At 52.3% G+C, this 25,404-nt stretch carries 25 protein-coding genes; 13 read left to right on the forward strand and 12 right to left on the reverse strand.

What is annotated here, in order from left to right; genetic code table 11:
* Nucleotides 1-93 precede the first annotated feature (93 nt).
* Entirely contained in the window at nt 94-1,743 is a 1,650-nt protein-coding gene (pgi, locus tag ACTUJZ_RS11750) for a glucose-6-phosphate isomerase (protein WP_463636505.1), read from the forward strand.
* A gap of 214 nt (nt 1,744-1,957) precedes the next feature.
* Complete coding sequence (locus ACTUJZ_RS11755) at nt 1,958-2,134, forward strand: DUF3545 family protein (RefSeq protein WP_463636506.1); 177 nt, start codon at nt 1,958-1,960, stop codon at nt 2,132-2,134.
* Between the two features lie 278 nt (nt 2,135-2,412).
* Here ACTUJZ_RS11755 and ung read toward each other — a convergent pair whose 3' ends face one another.
* From ung to thrA, 4 genes are read right to left on the reverse strand one after another with little or no spacing between them, the layout of a single operon-like run.
* Nucleotides 2,413-3,069 carry a uracil-DNA glycosylase gene (gene ung / locus ACTUJZ_RS11760; RefSeq protein ID WP_463636507.1) on the reverse strand — a complete coding sequence of 219 codons (657 nt, stop codon included), beginning with the start codon at nt 3,067-3,069 and terminating at the stop codon, nt 2,413-2,415.
* Nucleotides 3,066-4,358, reverse strand: coding sequence for a threonine synthase (thrC, locus tag ACTUJZ_RS11765; protein WP_463636508.1), 1,293 nt, complete (start codon nt 4,356-4,358; stop codon nt 3,066-3,068). The genes ung and thrC overlap by 4 nt, the downstream gene beginning before the upstream one ends.
* A gap of 24 nt (nt 4,359-4,382) precedes the next feature.
* The gene (gene thrB / locus ACTUJZ_RS11770; protein ID WP_463636509.1) at nt 4,383-5,339 is read right to left on the reverse strand and encodes a homoserine kinase; all 957 of its coding nucleotides are present in this window, start codon (nt 5,337-5,339) and stop codon (nt 4,383-4,385) included.
* An 11-nt stretch (nt 5,340-5,350) separates the two neighbouring features.
* Nucleotides 5,351-7,816: a bifunctional aspartate kinase/homoserine dehydrogenase I gene (gene thrA, locus ACTUJZ_RS11775; RefSeq protein WP_463636510.1), complete on the reverse strand. Its 2,466-nt coding sequence runs from the start codon at nt 7,814-7,816 to the stop codon at nt 5,351-5,353.
* A 443-nt stretch (nt 7,817-8,259) separates the two neighbouring features.
* Between thrA and ACTUJZ_RS11780 the strand changes: the two genes are divergently transcribed.
* Nucleotides 8,260-9,042: a hypothetical protein gene (locus ACTUJZ_RS11780; protein WP_463636511.1), complete on the forward strand. Its 783-nt coding sequence runs from the start codon at nt 8,260-8,262 to the stop codon at nt 9,040-9,042.
* Nucleotides 9,043-9,135: 93 nt separating this feature from the next.
* Here ACTUJZ_RS11780 and ACTUJZ_RS11785 read toward each other — a convergent pair whose 3' ends face one another.
* The 3 genes from ACTUJZ_RS11785 to ACTUJZ_RS11795 all read right to left on the reverse strand — a co-directional run bounded on the left by ACTUJZ_RS11785 (nt 9,136) and on the right by ACTUJZ_RS11795 (nt 10,347).
* Nucleotides 9,136-9,345 (reverse strand): hypothetical protein, encoded by a 210-nt coding sequence (locus ACTUJZ_RS11785; RefSeq protein ID WP_463636512.1) that lies wholly within the window; start codon nt 9,343-9,345, stop codon nt 9,136-9,138.
* Nucleotides 9,321-9,728: a hypothetical protein gene (locus ACTUJZ_RS11790; RefSeq protein WP_463636513.1), complete on the reverse strand. Its 408-nt coding sequence runs from the start codon at nt 9,726-9,728 to the stop codon at nt 9,321-9,323. The genes ACTUJZ_RS11785 and ACTUJZ_RS11790 overlap by 25 nt, the downstream gene beginning before the upstream one ends.
* A gap of 283 nt (nt 9,729-10,011) precedes the next feature.
* Nucleotides 10,012-10,347 carry a zinc ribbon domain-containing protein YjdM gene (locus ACTUJZ_RS11795; RefSeq protein ID WP_463636514.1) on the reverse strand — a complete coding sequence of 112 codons (336 nt, stop codon included), beginning with the start codon at nt 10,345-10,347 and terminating at the stop codon, nt 10,012-10,014.
* Nucleotides 10,348-10,544: 197 nt separating this feature from the next.
* Between ACTUJZ_RS11795 and ACTUJZ_RS11800 the strand changes: the two genes are divergently transcribed.
* The 3 genes from ACTUJZ_RS11800 (at nt 10,545) to ACTUJZ_RS11810 (ending at nt 14,501) form a co-directional block, all read left to right on the forward strand.
* Nucleotides 10,545-12,575, forward strand: a complete 2,031-nt coding sequence (locus tag ACTUJZ_RS11800) for a TonB-dependent receptor (RefSeq protein ID WP_463636515.1) — start codon at nt 10,545-10,547, stop codon at nt 12,573-12,575.
* A 4-nt stretch (nt 12,576-12,579) separates the two neighbouring features.
* Nucleotides 12,580-13,623, forward strand: coding sequence for a PepSY-associated TM helix domain-containing protein (locus tag ACTUJZ_RS11805; protein ID WP_463636516.1), 1,044 nt, complete (start codon nt 12,580-12,582; stop codon nt 13,621-13,623).
* Between the two features lie 197 nt (nt 13,624-13,820).
* Entirely contained in the window at nt 13,821-14,501 is a 681-nt protein-coding gene (locus tag ACTUJZ_RS11810; protein ID WP_463636517.1) for an SDR family oxidoreductase, read from the forward strand.
* Between the two features lie 27 nt (nt 14,502-14,528).
* Here the strand turns inward: ACTUJZ_RS11810 and ACTUJZ_RS11815 are convergent, their stop codons facing one another.
* Entirely contained in the window at nt 14,529-14,894 is a 366-nt protein-coding gene (locus ACTUJZ_RS11815; protein WP_463636518.1) for a response regulator, read from the reverse strand.
* Between the two features lie 151 nt (nt 14,895-15,045).
* On the opposite strand from ACTUJZ_RS11815, the gene aceK reads away from it, so the two are divergent.
* The 3 genes from aceK to ACTUJZ_RS11830 all read left to right on the forward strand — a co-directional run bounded on the left by aceK (nt 15,046) and on the right by ACTUJZ_RS11830 (nt 18,982).
* Nucleotides 15,046-16,767 (forward strand): bifunctional isocitrate dehydrogenase kinase/phosphatase, encoded by a 1,722-nt coding sequence (aceK, locus tag ACTUJZ_RS11820; protein ID WP_463636519.1) that lies wholly within the window; start codon nt 15,046-15,048, stop codon nt 16,765-16,767.
* 125 nt (nt 16,768-16,892) lie between these two features.
* A complete protein-coding gene (locus tag ACTUJZ_RS11825; protein WP_463636520.1) occupies nt 16,893-17,567 on the forward strand; it encodes a response regulator transcription factor in 675 nt (224 codons plus the stop codon).
* 74 nt (nt 17,568-17,641) lie between these two features.
* A complete protein-coding gene (locus tag ACTUJZ_RS11830; protein WP_463636521.1) occupies nt 17,642-18,982 on the forward strand; it encodes a sensor histidine kinase in 1,341 nt (446 codons plus the stop codon).
* 27 nt (nt 18,983-19,009) lie between these two features.
* On the opposite strand, the gene ACTUJZ_RS11835 is transcribed toward ACTUJZ_RS11830, so the two are convergent.
* Complete coding sequence (locus ACTUJZ_RS11835) at nt 19,010-19,549, reverse strand: DUF3833 family protein (RefSeq protein ID WP_463636522.1); 540 nt, start codon at nt 19,547-19,549, stop codon at nt 19,010-19,012.
* Nucleotides 19,549-20,061, reverse strand: coding sequence for a chalcone isomerase family protein (locus tag ACTUJZ_RS11840; protein ID WP_463636523.1), 513 nt, complete (start codon nt 20,059-20,061; stop codon nt 19,549-19,551). Before ACTUJZ_RS11840 ends, ACTUJZ_RS11835 begins: the two co-directional genes overlap by 1 nt.
* Nucleotides 20,062-20,145: 84 nt before the next feature.
* On the opposite strand from ACTUJZ_RS11840, the gene ACTUJZ_RS11845 reads away from it, so the two are divergent.
* The 4 genes from ACTUJZ_RS11845 (at nt 20,146) to nspC (ending at nt 24,127) form a co-directional block, all read left to right on the forward strand.
* Nucleotides 20,146-21,063 carry a 1-aminocyclopropane-1-carboxylate deaminase/D-cysteine desulfhydrase gene (locus ACTUJZ_RS11845; RefSeq protein WP_463636524.1) on the forward strand — a complete coding sequence of 306 codons (918 nt, stop codon included), beginning with the start codon at nt 20,146-20,148 and terminating at the stop codon, nt 21,061-21,063.
* A 129-nt stretch (nt 21,064-21,192) separates the two neighbouring features.
* Nucleotides 21,193-21,597 carry a hypothetical protein gene (locus ACTUJZ_RS11850; protein WP_463636525.1) on the forward strand — a complete coding sequence of 135 codons (405 nt, stop codon included), beginning with the start codon at nt 21,193-21,195 and terminating at the stop codon, nt 21,595-21,597.
* A 182-nt stretch (nt 21,598-21,779) separates the two neighbouring features.
* The gene (locus tag ACTUJZ_RS11855; RefSeq protein ID WP_463636526.1) at nt 21,780-22,982 is read left to right on the forward strand and encodes a saccharopine dehydrogenase family protein; all 1,203 of its coding nucleotides are present in this window, start codon (nt 21,780-21,782) and stop codon (nt 22,980-22,982) included.
* Between the two features lie 14 nt (nt 22,983-22,996).
* Nucleotides 22,997-24,127 (forward strand): carboxynorspermidine decarboxylase, encoded by a 1,131-nt coding sequence (gene nspC, locus ACTUJZ_RS11860; RefSeq protein ID WP_463636527.1) that lies wholly within the window; start codon nt 22,997-22,999, stop codon nt 24,125-24,127.
* Nucleotides 24,128-24,180: 53 nt separating this feature from the next.
* Here the strand turns inward: nspC and ACTUJZ_RS11865 are convergent, their stop codons facing one another.
* Both ACTUJZ_RS11865 and rsmI read right to left on the reverse strand, forming a co-directional pair.
* Nucleotides 24,181-24,447, reverse strand: coding sequence for a hypothetical protein (locus ACTUJZ_RS11865; RefSeq protein ID WP_463636528.1), 267 nt, complete (start codon nt 24,445-24,447; stop codon nt 24,181-24,183).
* Nucleotides 24,448-24,562: 115 nt separating this feature from the next.
* A complete protein-coding gene (gene rsmI, locus ACTUJZ_RS11870; protein WP_463636529.1) occupies nt 24,563-25,402 on the reverse strand; it encodes a 16S rRNA (cytidine(1402)-2'-O)-methyltransferase in 840 nt (279 codons plus the stop codon).
* Between the last annotated feature and the right edge of the window lie 2 nt (nt 25,403-25,404).

Raw genomic sequence — 25,404 nt, forward strand, 5'->3', positions numbered from 1 at the left:
GCCACATTTGCACAAAATTTGATTGCTTAAAAAGGTTATACTCCACGGGTATAACCTTTTTTGTTTTTATCTATCGAGATACAGGAACTGTTTATGAGCACCTTAACCAGTAAGCCCGAGTGGCAACATTTGTCATCATTAGCCAAATCCCTTGAACAAGCACATATGCGCGACTGGTTTGCCCAGGACGCGACACGCGCCGACCGGATGCAGGCGCAGGCCTGTGGCATTTTTCTGGATTATTCAAAAAACCGGGTAACCGACGAGGTGCTGAAAGGGCTGTTTGACCTGGCTGAAGCCCAGGATGTGGCTGGCCAGCGCGATAAGATGTTCAACGGCAGCCCCATCAATGCTACTGAAGGCCGTGCGGTATTGCATACTGCATTACGCAACCGTAGCGATGAAGCGGTGCTGGTGGATGGCGAAGATGTGATGCCAGAAGTACGCGCCACCCTGGATAAGATGCGCCAGTTCACCGACGCTGTGCACAGCGGTGCACATACCGGCTATACCGGCAAGCCCATCCGTCATGTGGTAGCGATTGGCATCGGCGGGTCTTTTTTAGGCCCTAAGATCATGACAGAGGCACTGCGCCCGTATCGCAATCAAGCCCTGAAGGTGCACTTTGTGGCCAATGTGGATGGTTCACACATTCATGATGTGTTGAGCGAACTGGACCATGAAGAAACCCTGGTGGTGATGTCATCTAAGTCGTTCTCCACCCAGGAAACCCTGCAAAACACGGTGACCGCCAAACAGTGGTTTTTAGGTCGCGGCGGCAACCAGCAGGATATTGCTAAACATTTTGTAGCGGTATCATCAAACGTACACGCGGCTACTGACTTTGGCATTGCCGAAGAAAATATCTTCCCTATGTGGGACTGGGTCGGCGGCCGTTATTCCCTGTGGTCAGCCATTGGCCTGCCTATTTGCCTGGCGTTGGGCTTCAACCACTTTGAAGCCATGCTCGAAGGCGCTTTTGCCATGGACACCCACTTTCGCGAAGCCCCGGCGCAGGAAAACCTGCCGATGCTGCTAGGCTTGTTAGGTGTGTGGTATCGTAATTTTTGTGGTGCGCAGTCCCATGTATTGCTGCCCTACTATCATTATCTGCGCGGTTTCCCGGCGTATGTACAGCAGTTGGATATGGAAAGCAATGGTAAACAGGTCACGCAGGCGGGTGATGTGGTGGATTATGCCACCGGTCCGGTTATCTGGGGCAGCGAAGGCACCAATGGCCAGCACAGTTTTCACCAGCTGATCCACCAGGGTACCACCCTGATCCCGGCGGACTTTTTATTGCCGCTTAAAGTTCCTAATCAAAATCACACTCATCATGCGATGCTGGCATCGAACTGCTTTGGTCAGACCCAGGCTCTGATGCAGGGCAAAACCTTTGATGAATGCTATGCCGATCTGGCTGGTCAGGATCTGCCCGAGACAGAACGCGAGGCTCTGGCCCAGCACAAGACCATGCCGGGTAATAAGCCCAGCAATACCTTGTTGTTCGATCAGCTAGACCCCTTCACCCTTGGCGCACTGGTTGCAATGTATGAACACAAAGTGTTTGTGCAGGGTGCCATCTGGCAGGTCAATTCATTTGATCAATGGGGTGTAGAACTGGGTAAAGTATTGGGTAATCAAGTACTTGATGGTATTCATGGGCAGGCCGACACGGCCAGTTTTGATGCCTCAACCGCTCAATTGATTGCTCGCTTTAAGGGCAGAAACGCGCCCGAATAGTGCAAGCCCCGGCGGCGGGCATCGCTCGTCGCCAGCCCCCCCCCCACAGGTTCTCCTGCCTGACACTTTATGTATGTCATTAAGATGTCACAGCTTGTTAACAAAAGGTAAACTTTAATATTTTATTTTTGCCGCAGCTGTGATACAAAATTGACCAGAGGGAATGCAGACTCACTCTGTCACTGTTGTTAGTGGTAATAAAAAGGAGATGCTCGTGGATAAGTCAGATCTATTCGCCATGTTAGATATCGAAGCAACGCCAGCCAAAACCAAAAGCAAAAAGCGTAAGTGGAGAGAAATAGAAGCACTACAGGATAGATTCCGCCTCGAAAAGGAACTGGCCGAAATCGACGCCGGTTTTGAATACGAGCTGGAAACCATGGAGCGATAACAGATACTACGGCCACCTTAATTAAGGTGGCCGTTTTTGTTTGTACGCTACATTTTTTGGTTATACGGCCAGATAGGCCTTTCGGGAAGACGGGAAGTAAAGTCATCGCGGCGAAAGCCGCGATCTCCCACTACTTCCTTTGCGGGTGGTTTTACTTGCAAGGTAACGTGCCCAAGGAGACCCCGACCTGCGCCGGGTTGACGGAAATTGTTGGAGAATGAATAACAGCAATTATCACCGCCGCAGTGTCTGGCTCGAACAAGGATACAGTCTGCCTGCTATACCTGCCAGTTGACCGGCGCCTTGCCTTGTTGCTCGAGCAATTCATTGGCCTGGCTAAAATGGCCACAGCCAAAAAAGCCGCGGTAGGCCGACAACGGTGAGGGGTGTGGTGCATTAAGCACATGATGCCGGGTCGTATCAATGTGGCGGCCCTTTTTTTGTGCATGGCTGCCCCATAACAAAAATACCACCCCTTCCTGATGCTGGTTGACCGCCTCGATTACGGCATCGGTGAAAGTTTCCCAGCCCCATTTGGCATGGCTATGGGCCTTACCCTTTTCCACTGTCAGTACGGTGTTTAGCAACAACACTCCCTGCTCGGCCCAGCTGGTAAGATTGCCGTGCTCAGGAATATCAAAGTTGCTGATATCCTGCGCCAGCTCTTTATACATATTCATCAGCGAGGGCGGCGGTTTGACGCCGGCTTGCACAGAAAAACATAATCCGTGGGCCTGGCCCGGACCGTGGTACGGATCCTGGCCCAGGATCACCACCTTAACCTGTTCCAGCGGGGTGAGTTTTAACGCTTCAAACACCTGCTCACGAGGCGGATAAATGGATTTACCGCTTAGACGTTGTGCGTCCACCTGCTTGATCAAAGCCTCGAAGTAAGGCTTGTCCTTCTCCGGGCCTAGTGCCTGCTGCCAGTTCACACTTTCTCCTGCAGCACGTCATACATATGCGCTTTGAGGGCGGCATAGTCGGCGGGCAAGTCCACCGCCAGGCTGTCTTCGGTGGCCACATCGGCTAAAGCTTTAGGCAGGCTGATGGGCTGGCCCAGCACATTTTCTACCGTTTCGCGAAATTTGGCCGGGTGGGCAGTGCCTAAAAACAGGCCGGTTTCCCCATCGTTCAGATCGTGACTCACCGCGCGATATGCGATGGCTGCATGCGGCTCGCTGGTATAGCCTTGGTTGGCCAGCTGGCGCATGGCCATCTGGGTGTATTGCTCGTCCACCGACTCACCACGTAGCGCAGTCTTATCGATAAATCCGCGTTCAACCAGCGCCTCAATCCGCGGCCAGTTGTTGGGCTGGCTAACATCCATGGCATTGGACATGGTCGCCTTGGTCGGTTCAGGCGCCCATTCACCGGTTTTCAGATAGCGCGGTACGGTGTCATTTAGATTGGTGGCGGCGATAAAGCGTTTGATGGGCAGGCCCATCGCTTTGGCAATCAGGCCGGCAGTGAGATTACCAAAGTTGCCGCTGGGCACACTGACCACCAACTGCTCCCGTTGTTCAGGAGCCAATTGAGCCACGGCTTCAAAGTAATAACAAACCTGAGCCAGCAAGCGGCTGATGTTAATGGAGTTGGCCGAGTTTAAATGCAACTTCTCGCGCAGCTCAGTATCGTTAAAGGCATCTTTAACCAGTTGCTGGCAGGCATCAAAGTCGCCGTCTACCGCTACAGTGTGAATATTGCCATCCAGGGTCGAAAACAGTTTTTCCTGCAACGGGCTGATTTTGCCCTTGGGAAAGAGGATCACTACATTGATATTGTCGAGCCCATGAAACGCGCGTGCTACCGCCGCTCCGGTATCGCCAGAGGTAGCGGTTAAAATAGTTACCGGCTGGTCTTTAGCAATATGAGCCAGGCACTGGGCCATAAAGCGGCCGCCAAAATCCTTAAAGGCCAGTGTTGGGCCATGAAACAGCTCCAGAGTGTAGACCTTGTCGGTCACCTGGGTGACCGGAGCAGCAAAAGTAAATGCTTCTTCCACCACCTGCTCCAACACGCCCTCGCCCAGCTCATCACCCAGCAGGGCACGCAAAATAGCAATACTGCGGGGCACCAGCGGCTGCGCCAGCAGGCTGTCGATATCCGACAGCTGCGGCAACGAAGACGGAAAATACAAGCCTTGCTGGCGGCCCAGCCCGCGCATCACCGCCTGGCAAAATGTCACAGTATCCTGCGAATCTTTTAAGTTTTCTAATTGCACGTGGTATCCCTTTTTTCTGTGGTCTTAGCCTACCTGCGCGCCTTGGGTGGCAATGCGGCAGACATGGCTGAAACCATCTTCATTTTGTTTGTAGTGAGTATCCAGCCACTGCTGCAATGCTTCGGCCTCAGCCAGCCCCTGACATACCGCGAAGACGGTAGGCCCGGAGCCGGAAATGCCAAAAGCCTTCGCACCATTGGCCAGGCAGTGCGCCTTGGCCTGGGTAAACCCGGGCAACAGAGTCTGGCGAAATGGTTCGGCAATCACATCGTGCATCACGCTGGCGGCCAGGGCATCATCTTTGGCATGCAGAGCATGCACAAACACACCCAATTGGCGGCCAAATGCCAGGGCCGTACTCATGGGCACCTGGGTAGGCAGGATCTCTCGCGCGGCTGAGGTCGACACCGTTGCGCCAGAATAGCAGACCACCCAGTACCAACTGTCCGGCACCGGCAGAGACACACTCACCGGGCGCGTCTGGCCGGTCATCAATGCCATGCCGCCTAAAAAACTGGGCGCCACATTGTCATAATGAATAGCCCCGCTGATCTGGCCTTCCATCTCACCCATCATCAATAACAAGGCATTATCATCAAAAGGCTGACCAAAGTGCTCGTTAAGGGCCACCAGCGCAGCAGCAATGGAGCTGGCACTGGAGCCCAGGCCGCTGCCGATGGGCAGATTTTTTTCCAGATTCATGGCCACATGGTGGGTTTCATGCCCGAACTTCACACAGGCTTCAAGAAAGTGTTCGTAGCAGTGGGACACAATATTATCGCGGGTATCGGCTGGCAATTTGTGGGCAAAAGGGCCGCTGAGGGTCAGGCTGAAATTATCTGCCTGCTCAACGCTCACCCGATCGCCTAACGGGCTGCCATCCAACGGGGCCAGGGCGGCGCCCAGCACATCATACCCCAGGCTGATATTGCCGATGGAGGCCGGAGCACTGGCAATGGTTTGCGAAGCTGGCTTTGTCATCTTTGGTGTCCTTATAAATTGTGCTGTTTCCACGGCATGGTGCGCAGAATGTCGGCAAACACTCCCGCAGCGGTAACCGTGCCGCCGGCGCCATAGCCGCGGATCACATACGGAATAGGCTGATAATAATCACTGCTGATGGCCAGGGCATTTTCGCCGTCTTTAACCGCCGCCAGCGGATGATCCTGGCTAACCGCCTCAATGCTCACTTTACACTTATCCTGCTCAATGATGCCAATAAAGCGCAACACTTTATTGGTGTCACGGGCCTCGGCCACTTTTTGATCAAAGGCAGCATCCAGTTCTGGTAGTTGCGCCATAAACTCATCCACCGACGCGTCTTCGGCGAAGCCCGGCGGTAAGATAGGTTCTATCTCAATATCACTTAACTCCAGCTCCAAATCCGCCTCGCGGGCCATGATCAACAATTTGCGCGCCACATCCATGCCGCTTAGATCATCCCGGGGATCAGGTTCAGTATAGCCGTTTTCGCGCGCCGACTGCGTGGCCTGTGACAATGACATGCCCTCTTCGAGCTTACCAAACACATACGACAGGCTGCCGGATAAAATACCTTCAAACCGGTGCAGCACATCACCGGCACTGAACAGTTTTTGCAGATTATCAATCACCGGCAAACCAGCACCCACCGTGGTTTCATACAAATACTGGCGATTGGTATTGAGCGCTGTGCGGCGCAGCTTACGATAATAGGCCAGCGTGTCGGTGTTGGCTTTTTTATTGGGTGTGACCACATGAAAGCCCTGCTCCATCATTTCCACATACTGGCTGGCGATGCCGGCATGGCTGGTGCAATCCACAATCACCGGGTTGACCAGGCTATTGGCATTTACAAACTCGCGCAGCCGGGCGATGCTGAAACTTTCATCGGTTTGCAGTAACGCTGCCGGCCAGTCACCAGCAATATCAATGCCTTGGGCATCCAACAGCAACTTACGGCTATTGGCGATACCAAATACCCGCAGCTGCACATTGCGCTTTAACAATGCCGGTTGTTGGCGGGCAACCTGGCTCAGTAACTCGGTACCCACATTGCCGCAGCCAACTAAAAACACATCGATGTTATGGCGGTTGGAAAAAAAGTTTTGATGAATCACCCGCACGGCTTTTTTGGCGCGCTCGGCCTCAATCACGGTGGAGATGGAGCGCTCGGATGAGCCCTGGGCGATGGCGATATTGTTCACCCGCGCCTGTGCCAGCGCATTAAAAAAACGGGCTGCCAGGCCTTTGGTATGGCGCATACCATCGCCCACCAGGGTCACAATGGCCAGATTGCGGCGTACTTCGATGGGGTCCAGCAACTGATTTTGCAGCTCCAGGGCAAAGGCATCTTCTAACAGTGCCTGGGCTTTGTCAGTATCTTTGTCCTGAATACAAAAGCTGATGCTGTATTCTGAGCTTGATTGCGTGATCAGGCTAATAGAAATATTGGCGTTGGACATCACCTCAAACACCCGGCTGGCCATGCCCACCATGCCTTTTAACCCCGGCCCGGCCACGTTAAACATGGCAATAGCATCCAGTTGCGAGATCCCTTTGACCGATGTCCAGGTTTCACTGGCTTCATTGGAAATCAGGGTGCCGGGGGCGCTGGGGTTAAGGGTGTTGCGAATGCGACAGGGAATATGATGCTGAGCGATGGGACCGATGGTTTTAGGGTGCAGGACCTTGGCGCCAAAATAGGACAACTCCATGGCTTCCTGGTAGGTCAGCTTATCCAGCAGCACCGCCTCTTCCACCTGATTCGGATCGGCGTTGTACACTCCGTCCACATCGGTCCAGATTTCACAGGCTGTGGCATCCAGACAGGCGGCTAATATCGCCGCGGAATAATCTGAGCCGTTGCGCCCCAGGGTGACTTTTTTACCCTGCTCATTGGCGGCCACAAAGCCGGGCATGACTAATAACACCTTGCCGTCACGGGACACATCGCTAAAGCGCGCTTTACTGATAGCCACATCGGCGATGCTGTCTAAATAATCGCCCTGAGCCTGAATATAGTCCACCGGGTCGAGTACCTGATTGGCCTGTTGATGCGCACGCAGGATTGCGCTGAACAGGGTTACGCTGATGTACTCACCGATACTTAAAATTCCCGCGGCAGTGGATTCGGGACTGCAGCCGAGCAAGCGAATGCCGTCGAGTTGTTTTTTAAGCTGGGTTAGTTGCTGATTGATAAAAGTGATGACCTGGTCATAATCAAAGCCATCCAGCGTTTGCTGCAAGTCGGCCGCGATGCCACTAACCAGTGCGTTGAGCTTATCAAACAGCGGCACAAAATCTTCATCGGCTGCTGCCTGTTCACATAACAAAGAGAGTGCATTGGTAACCCCTTTGGGCGCCGAGAGCACCACAGCAGCGCCATCGGTCTGGTGGGTGGACAAACTAATCTCGGCCACCCGCAAATACCGCTGCGCATCGGCCAGTGATGATCCCCCAAACTTTAACACTTTCATTTGTTGCTCCTTTTGTCGTGCCTGTCGCCGCCAGACGTTGCCCTGAAGGTAAAAAAAAACCCGCCTTGTGAAGGGCGGGTTTTTGGTATTTGTGACTTTCGTGCACTAACCAGCGACCCCCCTCATTGAGGTGGTAATCATAAGCATGCCGGTGGTACGAATCATCATAGTCATGACTTCAATCTGCCGTATAGACGTCTATATGTCAACCAACTATCGGGTAAAAAGTGACATTATTTTTTACCACCCGCACGGGCCAATAATGACCAAAGCCTGACGCGAATCGTCCCGGTCCATGCAAATACACAAAGTCTGGCATCAGAATGTGGCAACATTCTGTCAGACTCCCCCCCCCTTTATGAGTGATCAGGTCGATATCCGTTGTCGCAAGCAGTCAATGGCTTTACAGTGGCGTATTCGCCTTTGCACATTTAAGGATAGCGATGCTGACATGGATAGTTGGTTATTTGGCAGTTGGTATGATGTTTTCTGGCCTGCTGCTACTTGGCTGGGCGCATACTCGTCATAAGCTCGATAAAGCTTATGATGCACGCACTATGTTGTGGCACAGCCTGACCTATGCCGGGTTGTGGCCCTTGTTTGTGTTGGTCGTTCTGGGCAACGGCGATTACCGCCCGCTGCTAAGAAACAACGAACCTTTGGTAATTCCCAAGCTGGATGACGCTTATTTTGCCCAGTGTAAGAAAGAAGAGCGGGACAAGGCGGTACAACTGGCCAGAGAAAAGCAAACAAAATTTGCCAATATCGGCCAGTGCGGACACAACCTGGCCTATTACGGGCTACGGGATAACAAAGCACCCACGTCAGCAGTATTTATGTTTTCCGCGGCGGAAGTATTGCCTCTTGCGCAACACAAAGCCGCCTCACGTACAAATCCTCCCTGCGATGAAGCCTATTTATTCGACTACATTGAAAAGCGGGACGACCAGCTCGAATATACTGCATTTACCAATATCTTCAATTATTTTGAAAATCTTGCGTTGGAATTAGTTAAACAAGGTAAAGGAACAGCTTATTGCAAACAGTGTGATGCGACCTACGTTTCTGAAAAATTAACTGTAGCGGAGCACGGGTTGAATGTTGATGAACAGGGTAATACCTGTGAAACCCAAACAGTAAACTGTCCGCAACATCATATGTTGATGCGTATCTCAAGCATGATTTTTATTTGTTTTTCATTACACTCAAAAAAGTTGGATATGTAGATCGAAAATAAAATATCGAAATTCAATTTGCGCTTGGAAGACACAAAAAAGCCGGTGAATCATGTTTAATTTACCGGCTTTTCTATATAAAGATTATTTTACCCGACGTCTATACATCAGCAGGCCAATTAAGCCGGCAGAGGCACCCAGGGTGGCCGGTTCTGACACATCGGCTGGCATTGGTGCGGTGGCTGCCAAACCAAATTGCGCCCCATCTAAGGCACCGTCGGTTAACTGAAAGCTTTGCTCCAGCAGATCACTGGCGGCATCTAAAAAGGTCAGTGAGATTTGCGGGTCAGACAAGTCGGTGATGGCTGCTGCATCCAGGCCAAAAAATCCAGGCTGAACAGGTCGACCATACCGCCGCCATTGACATCGGCAGACAGGATAGCGTTGGTGGTATCAATTAAAAAGTCGCTGAGTACCACAGTAACGTCGTCACTTTCATCGGCGGTACCCAGGTCACCGGTCAGGCTGATGCTGGCGCCTTCATGTTCGATGGTGCCGGCCAGCGTAGAAAAGTCCAGCTCGCCACCGGTTACACCAAATCCCAACGTAAGTGGATCAGCTGATACCAAATCGCCGCTAAGCAGAGCCGGCGTAATACCTAAATCAGCCAGTGGCGCCGTTACTTCCACATTGGTTTGGCCGCCCATAATGGGAGCGGCGAATACCTGTGCGCTCATCAAACATGCTGCGCCAACAACCGCGCCTATTATTGATTTTTCATAATCAAACCCTTTCTTCTCGAGGTTGGGGAATAGATACAAACTGCAGTGCTTAATGGTGCGTTACGCAGCGATAATTCCCTGAGCTTCAAAATCACACAGATTTAGCCTGATTTTAATAAATGCGTTTTTACCGACTATAATTATTGCTTAAATATAAAAATAATATTTAGGCAGCATTCTTTTTTTAACTGCAACTAACTAATCAAAAGCAAACTGATAGAAATACCCTTTTGGGTAATCAGGCTTTTTTCACAAATTGGGCGGTGACAATCATGTCGCCGGCACCCTCAACTTTACAATCCAACTGATGGTCTTTGCCTTCGCTGATACGCCGGATCAGCGCTTTAGTCCCAATCTTTAAAATTAACGAGCTGCCTTTGACCTTGATGTCTTTGGCCAGGGTGATTTTATCGCCCTCGCTAAGCACTGTGCCGTTAGCATCTTTGACGGTGATGGTCTCAGCCAGTGCCTGCTCTTCCGGACTCCATTCATAACCACATTCGGGGCAAAGCAACAGGCTTTGGTCGGCATACACATATTCCGACTGACACTGCGGGCAAGGGGGAAATGACATAATTATTCTCAACGCTAAAACGAAGCGCGCATCATACCCGTTTGTTGCACCTGCTGCGAATAGCTGGCAGACATCATTTTTCGTTGATATGACAACTGATAATCATTATCATTACCATATAACTCAAACAATGTTGTCTTGTTATGACCTTTCGTCTGCTTCCTATCGCTTTTTCTGTCGTCTGTTCGACAGGTGTAATGGCATCGTCGACCATTGATGATGTCATCGAAGTCACCGCTACACGCACCAAAGTACCGCAAAGTGCTATACCTGCTACGGTCACGGTAATTACCGGTGATGAAATTCGCCAGCAGCTCAGCGTGGCGCAATCACTTTCCGATATTCTTGGCAGTCAGGTGCCGGCATTTTCGCCGTCCCGCCAAAAGCTCACCAGTGCCGGGGAAACGTTGCGGGGGCGTAATCCTTTGTATTTGATTGATGGCGTTCCGCAATCCAACCCTTTGCGTAACGGGTCCCGGGCGGCCTTCACCATCGACCCTTTTATGATTGAGCGAGTAGAAGTGATCCACGGTGCCAGCGCCATTCAGGGCATGGGTGCCAGCGGCGGCATCATCAACATTGTGACCAAGCGCGCCGACGAGGGTCCGACTCATCAAATCAATGCCGGGGTGAGCATGGCGCCGGAACAGATTTCGGACTCGCTGAGCTATCAGTCTGGTTACCTGTATCGACACACCGATGAAAACTGGCGAGCAGTGCTTGGCATTCAGGCCAAGCAAACCGGCATGTATGTCGACGGCCGTGGCCAGTTAGTGGGCGTAGATACTGTGCAGGGCGACACCATGGACTCTGCCAGCTATGACGTATTTGCCAAACTGGGCTATGACATCGATGCCCGGCAATCTGTTTCTGTTATGTTTAATCGGTTTGATCTAGCCGGTCAGGGCGATTATGGCGCGGTCGGTGGTAATCGCGAAACCGGTGAGGCAACGGTTTCTGTGTCCGGGGCCCAGGAAGGCGACAGTCCTACCAATGAAGTCACCACCGCCAGCCTGACCTACCAACATGCCAATTTGTTGGACGCAGATGTAACCTGGCAACTGTTTTTCCAGGATTTTTCGGCGCTCTATGGCGGTGGCCGCTATGGGGTTTTTCAGGATCCCGAGCTGGGCAACAATCTTTTTGACCAGTCACGCAATGATTCGCAAAAATACGGCTCACGGTTAACCCTGCACTGGCAGAATATTGCCAACACGCCGTTGGATGTAACCACTGGACTGGATTATTTACACGACACCACCTTTCAGGAACTGGCCCAGACCGGGCGCAAATGGGTACCACGCACCGAATTTTCCAACTGGGCTCCGTATGTCCAGGCCCGCTATCAGCTGGGAAATCTGAATTTAAGCGCCGGTTTGCGTTACGAATATGGTCGTCTGAATGTGGATAGCTTTACCACTTTGGCTGCTTATGATCGTACCCGGGTTGAGGGCGGTTCACCGTCGTTCAATGAAGCGCTGACTAATATTGGTGCGGTATACCAGGCAAGCGAACACTGGCGAGTGTATGCCAGCTATGCTGAAGGCTTTAGCATGCCGGATGTGGGCCGTGTTCTGCGTGGTATCAATCAGCCCGGGCTACAGGTAGACACATTTTTAGATCTGCAGCCTGTGCTGGCTGATAATCAGGAAGTCGGCGTGGAATACCAGGCGGATGCGTTGAGCCTGACCCTTAGCTATTTTACCTCAGATTCTGATCAGGGTGAGCGCCTGCAGACGGATGATGATGGGATCTTTAGCGTACAGCGCGAGCGAACGGAAATTTCTGGTTGGGAAGCCGAAGCCAGTTATATGCTAAGCGCGGACACTCAGCTGTCTGCCAGCTACGCCGATACCAACGGCCAGTTTGACAGTGACAGTGATGGCCGGGTTGATGCGGATTTGTCCGGCCGCAACATCGCGCCCCGGCGGCTCAATCTTGGCTGGCAACAAAGCTGGTCAGACACCCTGGTGTCGTCGGTGCAATGGAGCCATCTGTTTGACCGGGATGCCCCGGCTGGCCAACCTTTAAATGCCTTCGACGGCTACTCGACAGTGAACGCCAGTGCAACTCTGGAGACCGCCCGCGCCGGCTCATTCACCCTGGGCATCGAAAATCTGCTGGATGAATATTACTTCACCTACTATGCCCAGACTGTTGGTCCGGACTCCCGTAATTTTACCGGCCGCGGCCGCACGTTAAGCGTTAACTGGCAATACGGTTGGTAGCCGGATGCCGCCTGCGCTAAATCGTGTCAATCAGGCCCTGCACCGCTGGCTTGGGCTGGCCTTAAGCCTGTGGGTGCTGTTGATGTCGGGCACCGGGTTGCTGCTTTACTACAAATCAGCCTGGCTGCAATGGCAGTATCCGCAACTTCAGCAGGATACGCCAATGAGCCAGCAGCAGGCTGGCCGACAGCTCGATGCCCTGCCGGCTGCACTGCAGGCCGGCTATGCGTATCTACCTAGCGCTGAAGCTCCTTATCTGGAGGTGGTAGATAAGCACGGCGTGCATCGCTATTTTGATGCCGACAGCTTGCTGTTAACCCGCCGTCCGCTGGAGGACACGTTAAGCTGGGTGGTCGGTTTGCATCACCATTTGATGCTGGGAAAAACCGGCAAGTCGGTACAAGGCTGGCTAGGCCTGGCAACAGTGTTGTTGCTAGTGACAGGTATTATTCGCTGGTGGCCAAAGCATCGTCTGTCGCGCCGCCAGTTCAGTATCCGCTGGTATTCATTGCGCTCGCGCAAAGGGCTGCAAACGTTAAGTCAGCTACACAAGGTCAGCGGCATCTTGAGCGCACTACCGCTACTGCTGATTGTTATCACCGGTACAGCGGTAATTTACTTTGCCCCGGTCAATCAGGCTCTCATTGCATTGTGGCCAGCTTCGCATAGCCAGCCAGCGCTCCCTCACCCCTTACCGGTTGCCCAAACCTGGGAGCAGCGCGTCACATTAGCCACCGACTTGATGGATGATGCGCAGGTCCGCCTGGTCTATCTGGACAGTCACCGTTTGCGCCTCAAACACAACAGTGAGTGGCATCCTAATGGCCGTAATTATATCGGCTTTGATAAACAAACTGGCCAGCTGGCTGAGCGCAAAGATGTCCGTCGCACCGCCATCGGCAACCAGTTGTCGCATACCTTGTATCCGCTGCATGCTTCTGCTGTAGGCGGCACGCCCTTTTTGCTGCTCAATACGCTGGCCGGGCTGGTGCTATTGCTCTTGCCTATCACCGGGCTGACCTATTGGTTTAAACGCCGCCGGCTGTAATTGCCCGGGCTTCTCGGGCTCTTTGGTAAAAAGCTTCTCCACCTTCGCTTCACCGCTTCTTATGCTATCCAACACAAATCCGCCCTGGTCATTTTTGTGTCACGCAGCCGTCACGGTTTTGTCATGCTGTGGTGATAAAAACTGATCTGTCTGGCGTGTTGCTGCGAAAAGGGATAGACGTTACCACGGAGAACATCATGTCAAACAGCAAACATATTTTGATTACCGGCGCCTCCAGCGGCATCGGCAAAGCCACCGCTCAGGCACTGGTCAAAGCCGGCCATAAAGTGGCCCTGACTGCACGCTCTGAAGATAAGCTTAATGCTCTGGTAGAGGAGCTGGGTAAAGACAATGCCGTCGCGTTCGCGGCCGATGCCACCTCGTTTGATGCCCAAAAGCAAGTGGTTGAGCAAACCGTGGCGCATTATGGCCAGTTGGACGTGGTGTTTGCCAATGCCGGGATCGGCTTATCCACGCCGGGCACAGAAAATGGCGATCCGGATGAGTGGGATGCGCTTATAGATATCAATGTAAAGGCTTTATTGTGGACCGCCAAGCTGACCCTGCCCCACCTGCGTAAAACGCAAGGGCACTTTATCTTAACCAGCTCAGCAGCCGGCCGGCGCGCAATCAAAGGCTCAATTTATGGTGCAAGCAAATGGTTTGCATATGGATTTGGAAACAACCTGGCGGAAGAAATGAAAGAGTGGAATGGTCGTTGTACAACAATTTGCCCTGGGGTCGTGAATACCCCGTTTTTTGATGAAGCCAAAGACGATAAATTACAGCCGGAAGATGTGGCAGAGGCTGTGGCATTTGCGGTCGATGCGCACCAGCGAAATTCGATCCGCGAAATTTATCTGATGCCCACAAATTAGTTTATTAGTGGTGAACCGGGCCTACCCTTAGTAGAGCCCAAACTGGGTCAGTGTGCGCTGCAAGCGATCGGCGCACACTGGCTTAGGCAAAAAGCCTAAGGTATTGTACTGGCGCAGGCGTGCCTGCATCTGTGGCTGTACATCACCCGATACCACCAATACAAACACTTCGTGCAACGCTTGTTTCAGCGCAGCCAACACTCCCAGCCCGTCTAGTTGCGGCATGGTCAGATCCAACAACAGTAAATCAAAATGCTGGCTGTTAAGTAGCGCCAGGGCATGGGCACCGTCGGTGGCCTGTTCCACCTGTGCCGGTAACCCTGCAGGTAATGACCGGATCACCATTTTACGCGCGATGGCCGAATCATCGCAGACTAAAATTCTAAAATTCACGGTTTTCTCTGTCCCGCTTCCCTGTGGTATAACCAGTACAGGGCGTAACCGGCCTGTCTGATATTTGTACTGCTTAACTTACTGCAGGCTGCTAAAAATGCAACACTTTTTAGCCGCCTGCCTGGTGAAACTCACATTACGGCACGATCTTATGCTTCAACCTATGCGCAACACGCCAGCCAAAATCGCCTATCGCATCATTCAGCATTTTGACCAAAGCTATCGCTGGTTTACCCGCATCACCCGCGGCGCCCAGGAACGCTTTGAAAAAGGCCAGTGGACAGCGACTCAGTCAGCTTCGCGAGAGCGCATCACCATCTATGAGCAAAGCCTGGCGGATGCGGTGGCAGACATTTATCAAGATGTGGCGGTCCACCAGACCAACGATGCGTTCTGGCACACCATGAAGCAAGCCTATGGGCGCATGCTCGAAGGCCACCCCCAATTTGAACTGGCCGAAACCTTTTATAATTCGGTCATCGGCCGGTTGTTTCGGCACCGAAAAATCGATGACGAGGTGATGTTCATGCTGCCTAGCCGCTGCTTTTTACCCGGCCGCGACCGCCATAAAGTCATCAACAGCTTTGATCCAAGCACTACAGTGGCGAACATGTATGAAGCTATTTTTAAAGTGTACCGTTTTGCCATTGCCTTTGAGGATAAAGCACGTGACATGGCGGGGTTAGATGCAGCGCTGCGCGCCCGCCTGACGCCGTCTCAGCTGGCCAGCGTCACCGCGGTGGAGATGCTAAAACCGGTTTTTTACCGCTCCAAAGCGGCTTACGTGGTCGGCCGTATATGCATGCCGGACGAAACGTTACCGTTCGTGATAGCCTTGCACACCCGCCCCGACCAGACCCTGTATGTAGATGCATTGCTCACCGAACGACGCGACCTGAGTGTTATTTTTGGTTTTGCCCGCAGCTACTTTATGGCTGACACCCAGTATCCGGCGGAGGTGGCCGCTTTTTTACAAGAACTGCTGCCGCACAAAAAGCATTTTGAGCTATACATGGCACTGGGCCATTTTAAGCACGGCAAGACTGTGTTTTACCGCAACTTTTTACAGCATCTGGAACGCAGTGACGACCATTTTTGCCGGGCTCCGGGGGTGCGCGGGCTGGTCATGATGGTGTTTCACCTGCCCTCTTATGGCGTGGTGTTCAAAATTATTCGGGATGAATTTGCCGAGAGCAAAAAAATTACGCGGGAGCAGGTAAAAGAATGCTACAAACTGGTCAAACTATCTGATCGGGTAGGCCGCATGGCCGATACCCACGAGTACGTTAATTTTCGCTTTCCACTTAACCGCATCGCCCCGGATCTGCTGGATGAGTTGCAAGCCACCTGTGCCTCCAGCGTGGAAATCTGCGGCGAGGAGCTGATCATCAAACATCTGTACATTGAGCGAAAGATGACGCCGCTGAATCTGTACCTGGAACACGAAACCGATCCGGTGAAAATCCGCCACGCCATCAACGAACTGGGCTTGTGCATCAAGCAAATTGCACTGGCCAATATTTTCCCGGGCGACATGCTGCACAAGAATTTTGGTATCACCCGCTTAGGCCGGGTCATTTTTTATGATTATGATGAAATCTGCCTGATGAAAGATCGCACCTTTCGAACGCTGCCTCGCAATGATGATCCTTACGCCATCGACACCCTCTCGGTGGGCCCCAACGATGTGTTCCCCGAGCAGTTTGAGCATTTTATTGTAGGCAAAAAAAATCTTAAGGCGCTGCTTAAAGAGCTGCATGGCGACCTGATGACCGCGGAATACTGGCAGCAAATTCAGGCCATCACTGCCCGCGGCGACGTGCCCAATTTCACTCCCTATTCGGCCGATGCCCGCTTGTCTTTCAACGGCTGATTGGTTGTACAGGCAAAAACCCGCCATTTTGTCAGTTGAGTGATCGGTTTACATCCGCTTTGATGTATCACAAAAGGTTAGATACAAAAAAAACGGACAGTGGATTGACAGAAGAATCTCGAATCATGAAAGCGTTAATTATTGAAGATGACAATACCGTTGCTGAACATGTCAAAAAAGGCCTGACCTCAGCCGGGCACGAGTGCACCACCAAAGATAACGGCAATGATGGCTTGCAGGCAGCCCGCTCGGACGATTTTGACATTATTATTCTGGATATCATGCTGCCCGGGCAAGACGGTATCAGCGTGCTGAAATCCCTGCGCGAAGAAAATATCAGCACCCCGGTGCTGTTGCTCAGTGCCAAAAGCCAGGTGGAAGACAAAGTACAGGGCCTACGGACCGGTGCCAATGATTATCTGACCAAGCCATTCGCGGTTGAAGAGCTGTTGGCCCGGGTAGAAGGGCTGGTTGGGCGTCAGGCGGATACCACCACATCGCTCAAAGTGGGCGACTTGACGCTGGATCTGCTTAATCGAAAAGTCACCCGGGGTGACACTGAGATTGATTTGCAGGCCAAAGAATTTCAGCTGCTGGAATGCCTGATGCGCAATCGCGGCAAAGTGGTGACCCGCAGCATGTTGCTTGAACATGTTTGGAATTACCATTTTGACCCGCAAACCAACGTGATTGATGTACACATCAGCCGACTGCGGCAAAAAATTGATAAAACCTTTCATGTACCGCTGATTGAAACAGTTCGCGGCACCGGCTATCGGATCGCTGAACATACCTCGTGATCGCTATTCGCACCTTCACCCGAAGCTCCAGCTTTCGGGTGGGGGTTTTATTCACCCTGCTTTCTGGCGCCGCTATGGCGTTTATTATTTATCTGTGGGGGGTGACCAACAAAGATGTGCTGATTGAAGAAGCGCGCAATGCTGCGCGGGCGCAATTATGGGCATATGAAAAAGTGTATCAGGCACAGGGCGCCTCCGGTCTGGTCGCCCTGACCGAGGACAATCTGCAACAAGCTTTGCTGAGCTGGGTAGCGATCACCGCCCCCGACGGCCAGTTTATTGCCGGCAACAGCCTGGCCCTGGCCAACCTGGCCTTATCCGCGCAAAACGATATTTATACCGTCGACTTTGCCATGACCGCCAATGATATCCCGGCCACGGAAAAAGTGATTCTGGTCCGCCGCCAGGTGCTGGCCGATGGCACTACAGTGACGGTGGCCCGTAATATTGATGAATTATATAGTGCCCAAACCTTGAGCCGTTCGCTTAGCTGGGTGTTCATTGCCATCTTAGGCTGTATCTCAGGGCTTAGCTTCGGCGTGGCCATGTATGTGGTGAACCGTATCAATCGCATGTCAGCCACCGCCGATTCGATTATGCAAACCGGTAATCTGACTGAGCGGCTGGATATCGATAGCAACTGGGACGATTTAAGCAAGCTGGCGGTGGTACTTAACCGCATGCTCGATAAAATCGAAACCTCGGTTCAGAACATAAAATCGGTCACCGATAATATCGCCCACGATCTACGCACTCCCTTATCCCGGCTGCGTTCGCGACTGGACGAAATGCCCCCCAGTGAATTGCGTCAACAGGCTCAGGCTGAAGCCGACAACTTGCTGGGCATGTTTAGCGGTCTGCTACGAATTGCCGATATCGAAAGTAAGCGCCAGCGCCAGGGCTTTATGGATTTTGACTTGGGCGATGTGGTGCGCGATGTGGTGGATTTGTATGACCCTTATATCGAAGAAAAACAGATGCAGTTGCAAGCAGTAATTGAGCCCATGCCGATGCGCGGTGACAATAATCTGCTGTTTCAGACCATGGCTAATCTGGTAGACAATGCTGTTAAATATGCCGGTCAGGGTGCCACCATCAAAGTGGAAGCCAGGCCCTATGGCAATCGCTATGTGGTCAGTGTCAATGATAACGGCCCGGGGCTGGCTACCAGTCATTATGAGAAACTCGATCGGCGTTTTTACCGCGCTCAGGCTAGCCGCACCACTCAGGGTAATGGCTTAGGCTTATCGATGGTAAAAGCCGTAGTAGAGTTACACGAAGCAGCCATCTATTATGTGGCTGACCCGCTATTAAGCGGATCAGGGCTGGGTGTTACGCTGACTTTTGCCAGACCGGCTGAATCGGATCCCGCCCAGGCAACAAGCGCGTCAAAAAAGGCCTCTGGCGCTGTATAAAAAGCCGCTGGCGCATCCTAAAAAAAGCTACTGGCGCTGCATAAAAATGGTTACTTCTGCCACGCGCACGCCAAATTTGGTGATATAGGAGCGGTTCATCAACGTGCTATCATCAAATGCAAAAAACCAATCGTCAAACTTCACGCTGTAGGTGGTATCGCCCACCGGCAAATCCATGGCGTATGAGAAATTAAAGGCATTGCCGTGACTGATACCGGTAGCCGGGCCATCCACATCTCCGGCACGGCCAATAAAACGGCCTTGCCCATCGGGAGTGATGCGCCAGGTACGCTGGGTGGGGCCCTCTCCCACACCATAAGTAAACGTTTCGTCCATCACCAGTGTGTCACCTTCCATGCGTCCGTCGATGGTCACGATGAATCGCTGCACCACTTCGCCAAAGCGATCCTGAGCAATGCCCCAGGCTTTGACATTGCCGTTAAAAAATTCCTGAATATTTAGATCCGGCTGAACGGACGTGTAATCTTCGCCATCGGGGGTGCCGGAACAACCCGACAACACCAGTCCGGTAACAGCAACGCCAAGTAATGCGTAAGTTTTTGTCATTAGTCTTTTCCTAATAATTGCTTGCGAAGCTCCGGTTCGGAAGTATCGTCACTTAGCCATATATCAAAAAAAGCACTGACAAATGCCGGATCATCGATTTGACCAATTTGCTCGCCATTAAAAAAGAATTCCACTTTCTGGCCGTAGTGCGCGATGCCGGTTAACGAATCGCCTTCCGTTACATCCGGAAAGATGCGCTCCAGATCTTTTGTCCACTGGTCCAGCTTTGCTTTGTCTTTCACGCCCTGCTTTTTCATTTCTTTGATGCTGCGGCGGGCAATCTTTTTGCCTTCCAGATCGCGCAGGTAGTCCAGCTTCAGAGCAAAATTTTCAGATTTGTTGTATTGGCCGCTGGAGGCGTACAAAGTGGCATCGTACACATCCCAGAAATAGTAAGAAAAACGCCCCTGCCCCACCTGCTGAGGATTATCCAACGCCGACTTGATCGCGTCGGTCATCGCCATGGCTGGCACAGCAAGTAAAGTCAGCAGCAGAAAACATACACGTCGCATGATAAGATCCTGGTTTATTTATATGCTGATCAATACCAGTTGCTTACCGGTTGTGATCATTCATTACACGATTGTAAAACCACCATGGACACCTCTGATTTAACCGCTGCGCTGGCCGCCCGTTTGGATATCCAGCACTTCAGCCCGTTGCAGCCTCTGGACCTGCAGCATTTAGGCTGGCCCAATCCCGCTAATATTAAAGTGTATGTTAAACGTGATGATTTGTTGCACCCGGTGGTATCGGGGAATAAATGGCGCAAGTTAAGTGCTTTGTTGGGCGCTTTGCCGACTCTGCCGACGCATATTGTCAGCTTTGGTGGCGGCTATTCTAATCATTTACACGCACTGGGTTATGTGTGCCAGCGTTTGAGGATCCGCTTTACCGCCATTGTTCGTGGCCACTATCAGCATCATCTGACTCCCACCCTGCAGGACATTGCTGCCTGGGGCGGCGAGCTGGAATTTGTCGATAAGCTGGTGTATCGCCAGCGCAATGAGCCTGCGTACCTGGCCGCGCTGCAGGTTCGTTTTGGTGATGCGCTGATCATCCCGGAAGGCGGTAGTGCACCGGCTGCATTAGCCGGTATGCAGCAGCTGGTGGCTGAATTGCCGGCCGGGATCACGCATCTACTGTGCCCGGTGGCCAGCGGGGCGACCCTGGCCGGACTGGCCAAGGCTGCTCCTGCCGGCTGCCAGGTACAAGGCATTGCTGTATTAAAAGGCCGGGATTATTTGCAACAACTGGTTACCGAGCTGGCCGGCCCGCAAACACCATCCTGGCACATTGAGCATGCGTATCATCATGGCGGCTACGCAAAAGCCAGCCCACAATTACGTCAATTCTGTCAAACATTTAATGCACATAGCCAGATTCCTGTTGAGCCGGTCTACTCCGGCAAGCTGTTTTTTGCGCTGTGTGAAAAAATTACTCAGTCAGCCTTTGCTGCTGGATCTCAGGTAGTGGCCTTACATACCGGCGGTTTGCAGGGTGCACGAAATTGATCTTGCCCTGCCAGTGTTACGTTTTTACCTATGCAAGGCAGGTCTGATTCCATTTTGATAAAACCGGTCATAAACCGGTGTTACTGTGAGCACAGCGTTCTGCCTACGCTGATGCCGGAGGGTATTCTTGTGATTAATGGTCCAACGCAGCTGTCCACCCCAGTACAGACGCTGGTTGATCGTGCGCTATCGCTGTGCCAGTTGATGCTGGCGCACGGCCAGACGATGTATCCATTTGCTGCTATTTATGAAGACGGCAAAGTGGGCTGCCTGTTTGCCGATGACACCTCATCGGAAAAAAATGAAAGTTATCTGATCGAACAGTTGCAATGGCGTATTATTGATACCACCACAGACACCAACAGTTACAGCATTCTGGTGTATGCCGCCACAGTCAACACTGATCACCACAAACAAATCGACGCCATCGCGATCAATGCAACCGATCCCGCCGGCAACGAAACATTGTTGATTTATCCTTATCTTACTGTGGGCCACCGGGTGGTTATTTCACCACCGCTGCAACATGGTTAATAAGATTTAAGAGCCGGTTAGTTATCTGATACAGGTAGCTAACCGGCTCTCTCCACTGCTGATTTGTCCTTGATATATCATCACAACCCCGGGCGAGCGCCTGCCGGCGATGTTCTTTACTTGCCAAAACTATGATGTCTGCTAGGATTCAGCGCAAATTTCAATGTCTTGGGAATCAATTTATGTCTCGGGTTTTAATTATCGGCGCCGGCGGCGTCTCTACGGTTACTGTGAAAAAATGTGCACGTCTGCCAGAAAAATTTGATGAAATTTATCTGGCCAGCCGCACTGTGTCTAAGTGTGAAGCGCTGCAGAACGAAGTAGGCGCGGACCGCGTCAAAGCAGTATTTGCGTTAGATGCAGATAATGCCAGCGAAGTAGAAGCACTGATCAATGAAGTGAAGCCGGATTTGGTGATCAACCTGGCCCTGCCCTATCAGGATCTGCCAATCATGGATGCGTGTCTGGCCACCAAAACCGACTACCTGGATACCGCCAACTACGAGCCTAAAGATGAAGCTAAGTTTGAATACAAGTGGCAGTGGGCGTATCAGGATAAGTTCCAGGAAGCCGGCATCATGGCCCTGCTGGGCTCCGGCTTTGACCCGGGTGTGACAAACGTATTTACCGCCTATGCAGCCAAGCACTATTTTGATGAAATCCACTATCTGGATATCGTTGACTGTAACGGCGGCGATCACGGCCAGGCGTTTGCCACCAACTTCAACCCGGAAATCAACATTCGTGAAATTACCCAGCGTGGTAAGTTTTATGAAAATGGCGAGTGGAAAGAAACCGATCCACTGAGTGTGCGCGAAGATCTGGATTATCAGAACATTGGCGTGCGTGCCTCGTACCTGATGTACCACGAAGAGCTGGAATCCATTGTTAAGCACATTCCTACCATCAAGCGTGCGCGCTTCTGGATGACCTTTGGTGAAACTTACCTGAATCACCTGCGAGTACTGGAAGGCGTTGGCATGACCAGCATCGAGCCGGTGGAATTCCAAGGCCAGAAAATTGTCCCGCTGGAGTTTTTAAAAGCAGTATTGCCAAATCCAGGTTCGCTGGCAGAAGGCTATACCGGTATGACCTGTATCGGTACCTACATCACCGGTATCAAGGATGGCAAAGAAAAAACCATCTTTATCTACAACAACTGTGACCATGCCAAAACCAATGAAGAAGTGGGTGCGCAGGCAGTATCATACACCACCGGTGTACCGGCAATGATCGGCGCCATGCTGATGCTAAACGGCACCTGGAAAAAACCCGGCGTATGGAACATGGAACAGTTTGACCCAGACCCGTTCATGGAAGAGCTGAATCAGCACGGCTTGCCATGGCATGTGCTGGAATGTGATAAGAGCCCGTTCAGCCAGTAAGCAGGAGACCGGCATTGACTGATTTAACCCAACGGGCGGACATACCTTCGCCCTGCTATGTGCTGGAAGAAACCCGGCTGATTGAGAACCTGGAGCTGATGCAACGGGTTCAGCAGGAATCCGGGGCACGCATTATTTTGGCTTTAAAAGGCTTTTCGATGTGGTCCAGCTTCGACATCATCCGGCCGTACCTGTATGGGGCGACCGCCAGTTCGGTGTGGGAAGCGCGGCTAGCCAGCGAAATGGGTAAAGAAGTGCATGCCTATGCGCCGGCCTACAAGGCAGCTGACATTGAACAGCTCAACACGCTGGTCAATCATTTGTCGTTTAACAGTGTCAATCAGTGGCAGCAGTACAAAGATGCCCTGCCCGATGTGTCACTGGGCTTGCGCATCAACCCTGAACATCAGGAAGCCGACACCCCGTTGTATGATCCGGCGGCGCCCGGATCACGCTTAGGGGTGCGGGCCAGCGAACTCAATGGCCTGGACTTACGCGGTATCGATGGGTTTCACTGTCACAATCTGTGCGAATGTGACTCGTACGCCACTGAGCGTACCTTAGGGGCGATTGAGGAGCGTTTTGGTCCCTGGCTGGGCCAGCTCAAATGGCTCAACCTGGGCGGCGGACATCTGATGACCCGCGCAGGCTATGACGTTGAGCATCTGATTGAAACTCTGAAAAGCTTCAAACAGCGCTATCCGCATCTGGATGTGATTCTGGAGCCAGGGTCCGCAGTAGCCTGGCAAACCGGGCCGTTAATTGCCGAGGTGGTGGATATTGTGCAAAACGAAGGGGATATCGCGATTTTGGATATTTCTGCCACCGCGCATATGCCCGACGTGCTGGAGATGCCTTATCGTCCGGCGGTACGCCACGCGGGCCACCCGGGGGATAAAGCCCACAACTACCGGTTAGGCGGCAATTCGTGTCTGGCTGGCGATGTGATTGACACCTATTCGTTTGATAAGCCGCTGGCGATTGGCGATCGGCTGCAATTTGAAGACATGATGCATTACACCATGGTCAAGACCACCTTTTTCAACGGGGTGGAGCATCCGGCCATTGGGATTTTGCGTAAAAACGGTGAGTTTGAGCTGGTACGCCAGTTTACCTATGAAGACTTCAAAGGGCGCTTGTCCTGAGTATGAATCATAAAAAAGCCCGGTACTAACCGGGCTTTTTTGTCTCTGGCGGTTTATAACACTCCTTTGCCCCGGGCAACCCCGGAGTCCGAGACCTCGCCTTCGGCCAGTACCATATCATCTAACAACAGCTTAAACGGTGTGCCGGCATGCGCTGTGATGTTGTATTCAAAGCCCTGCATCCGGGTATCATCGACCTCGATTTGGGTCTCTTTGTTAGGGTGCAGCAATTCATACACCCCATCGTCATCTTTTTTGTCTATCACGTTGACCATCCAGGTGCCCTCATGGATGTCCAGTTTGAGTGTCCGGGTTGTCATACACTTCTCCTGCTTGAAACGGTATGGATGGGTACGCAGGGTTGGCCGGTTCTGATTATTTTTATCAGATCAGCGCGGGCCAGCAGGACCGGCGATGTTAATTTGTTAAGGCTGTTTACTCACTCAAAGCTAAGCCGGCCTGATACAAGGCATTCTTTTTCAGTTGATAATGCGCGGCCACCACCGCGGCGGCTTTTTTCAGCGGCAGTTCGGCCATTAGCGCCTGTAGCAGGCTCAGCGCCTCCGCTGGCAGCTCGGTGCTTTTAACCGGCGCGCCGGCTACCATCAGCACAAACTCCCCTTTCTGGCGAGCAGGGTCTTCCTGCAGCCAGGCCAGGATGTCAGCCGGGGTACCGGCCACATAGGCTTCAAAGGCTTTGGTCAACTCTTTGGCCAGTACCAGCTGGCGCTCGTTACCCAGCGTGGCGGCCATCGCCTCAATGGTACTGACAATGCGCCGCGGCGCTTCGTAAAAGACACTGGTGCAGGTGCGGTCCAGCAAGGTTTCCAGTACCGATGTTTTGGCTTGCGCTTTTACCGGCAAAAAACCTTCAAAGATAAACCGGTCGGTGGCCAGCCCGGCGCCACTTAAAGCAGTAATGGCGGCACAAGGGCCCGGCAAGGCAACCACTGGAATACCCTGTTCACGGCACGCGCGCACCAGCACAAAGCCCGGGTCACTGATGAGCGGCGTACCGGCATCACTGACCAGCGCTACAGACTCGCCAGCCAGCAAGCGCTGACAAAGCATGGCAGTGCGCTTATCTTCATTATGTTCGTGCAACGATAAGGTGCGGGTGGTAATACTCAAATGTTGAAGTAGTCGCTGGGTATGCCGGGTATCCTCAGCAGCAATCCAATCCACCTCACCAAGCACGGATATTGCACGGGCAGTGATGTCCTGCAAATTGCCAATGGGCGTGGGCACAATAAATAATGAAGCGGGCGTAGACATAA

This window comes from Alteromonas sp. WD8-37, assembly GCF_055326825.1.

Bases quoted from the DNA above. Each gene is read 5' to 3' on its own strand.
- pgi (WP_463636505.1), top strand. From the start codon at position 94: ATGAGCACCTTAACCAGTAAGCCCGAGTGGCAACATTTGTCATCATTA.
- thrB (WP_463636509.1), bottom strand. From the start codon at position 5,339: ATGACAAAGCCAGCTTCGCAAACCATTGCCAGTGCTCCGGCCTCCATC.
- thrA (WP_463636510.1), bottom strand. From the start codon at position 7,816: ATGAAAGTGTTAAAGTTTGGGGGATCATCACTGGCCGATGCGCAGCGG.
- ACTUJZ_RS11780 (WP_463636511.1), top strand. From the start codon at position 8,260: ATGCTGACATGGATAGTTGGTTATTTGGCAGTTGGTATGATGTTTTCT.
- ACTUJZ_RS11790 (WP_463636513.1), bottom strand. From the start codon at position 9,728: ATGAGCGCACAGGTATTCGCCGCTCCCATTATGGGCGGCCAAACCAAT.
- ACTUJZ_RS11795 (WP_463636514.1), bottom strand. From the start codon at position 10,347: ATGTCATTTCCCCCTTGCCCGCAGTGTCAGTCGGAATATGTGTATGCC.
- ACTUJZ_RS11800 (WP_463636515.1), top strand. From the start codon at position 10,545: ATGGCATCGTCGACCATTGATGATGTCATCGAAGTCACCGCTACACGC.
- ACTUJZ_RS11805 (WP_463636516.1), top strand. From the start codon at position 12,580: ATGCCGCCTGCGCTAAATCGTGTCAATCAGGCCCTGCACCGCTGGCTT.
- ACTUJZ_RS11810 (WP_463636517.1), top strand. From the start codon at position 13,821: ATGTCAAACAGCAAACATATTTTGATTACCGGCGCCTCCAGCGGCATC.
- aceK (WP_463636519.1), top strand. From the start codon at position 15,046: ATGCTTCAACCTATGCGCAACACGCCAGCCAAAATCGCCTATCGCATC.
- ACTUJZ_RS11825 (WP_463636520.1), top strand. From the start codon at position 16,893: ATGAAAGCGTTAATTATTGAAGATGACAATACCGTTGCTGAACATGTC.
- ACTUJZ_RS11830 (WP_463636521.1), top strand. From the start codon at position 17,642: ATGGCGTTTATTATTTATCTGTGGGGGGTGACCAACAAAGATGTGCTG.
- ACTUJZ_RS11835 (WP_463636522.1), bottom strand. From the start codon at position 19,549: ATGACAAAAACTTACGCATTACTTGGCGTTGCTGTTACCGGACTGGTG.
- ACTUJZ_RS11840 (WP_463636523.1), bottom strand. From the start codon at position 20,061: ATGCGACGTGTATGTTTTCTGCTGCTGACTTTACTTGCTGTGCCAGCC.
- ACTUJZ_RS11845 (WP_463636524.1), top strand. From the start codon at position 20,146: ATGGACACCTCTGATTTAACCGCTGCGCTGGCCGCCCGTTTGGATATC.
- ACTUJZ_RS11855 (WP_463636526.1), top strand. From the start codon at position 21,780: ATGTCTCGGGTTTTAATTATCGGCGCCGGCGGCGTCTCTACGGTTACT.
- ACTUJZ_RS11865 (WP_463636528.1), bottom strand. From the start codon at position 24,447: ATGACAACCCGGACACTCAAACTGGACATCCATGAGGGCACCTGGATG.
- rsmI (WP_463636529.1), bottom strand. From the start codon at position 25,402: ATGTCTACGCCCGCTTCATTATTTATTGTGCCCACGCCCATTGGCAAT.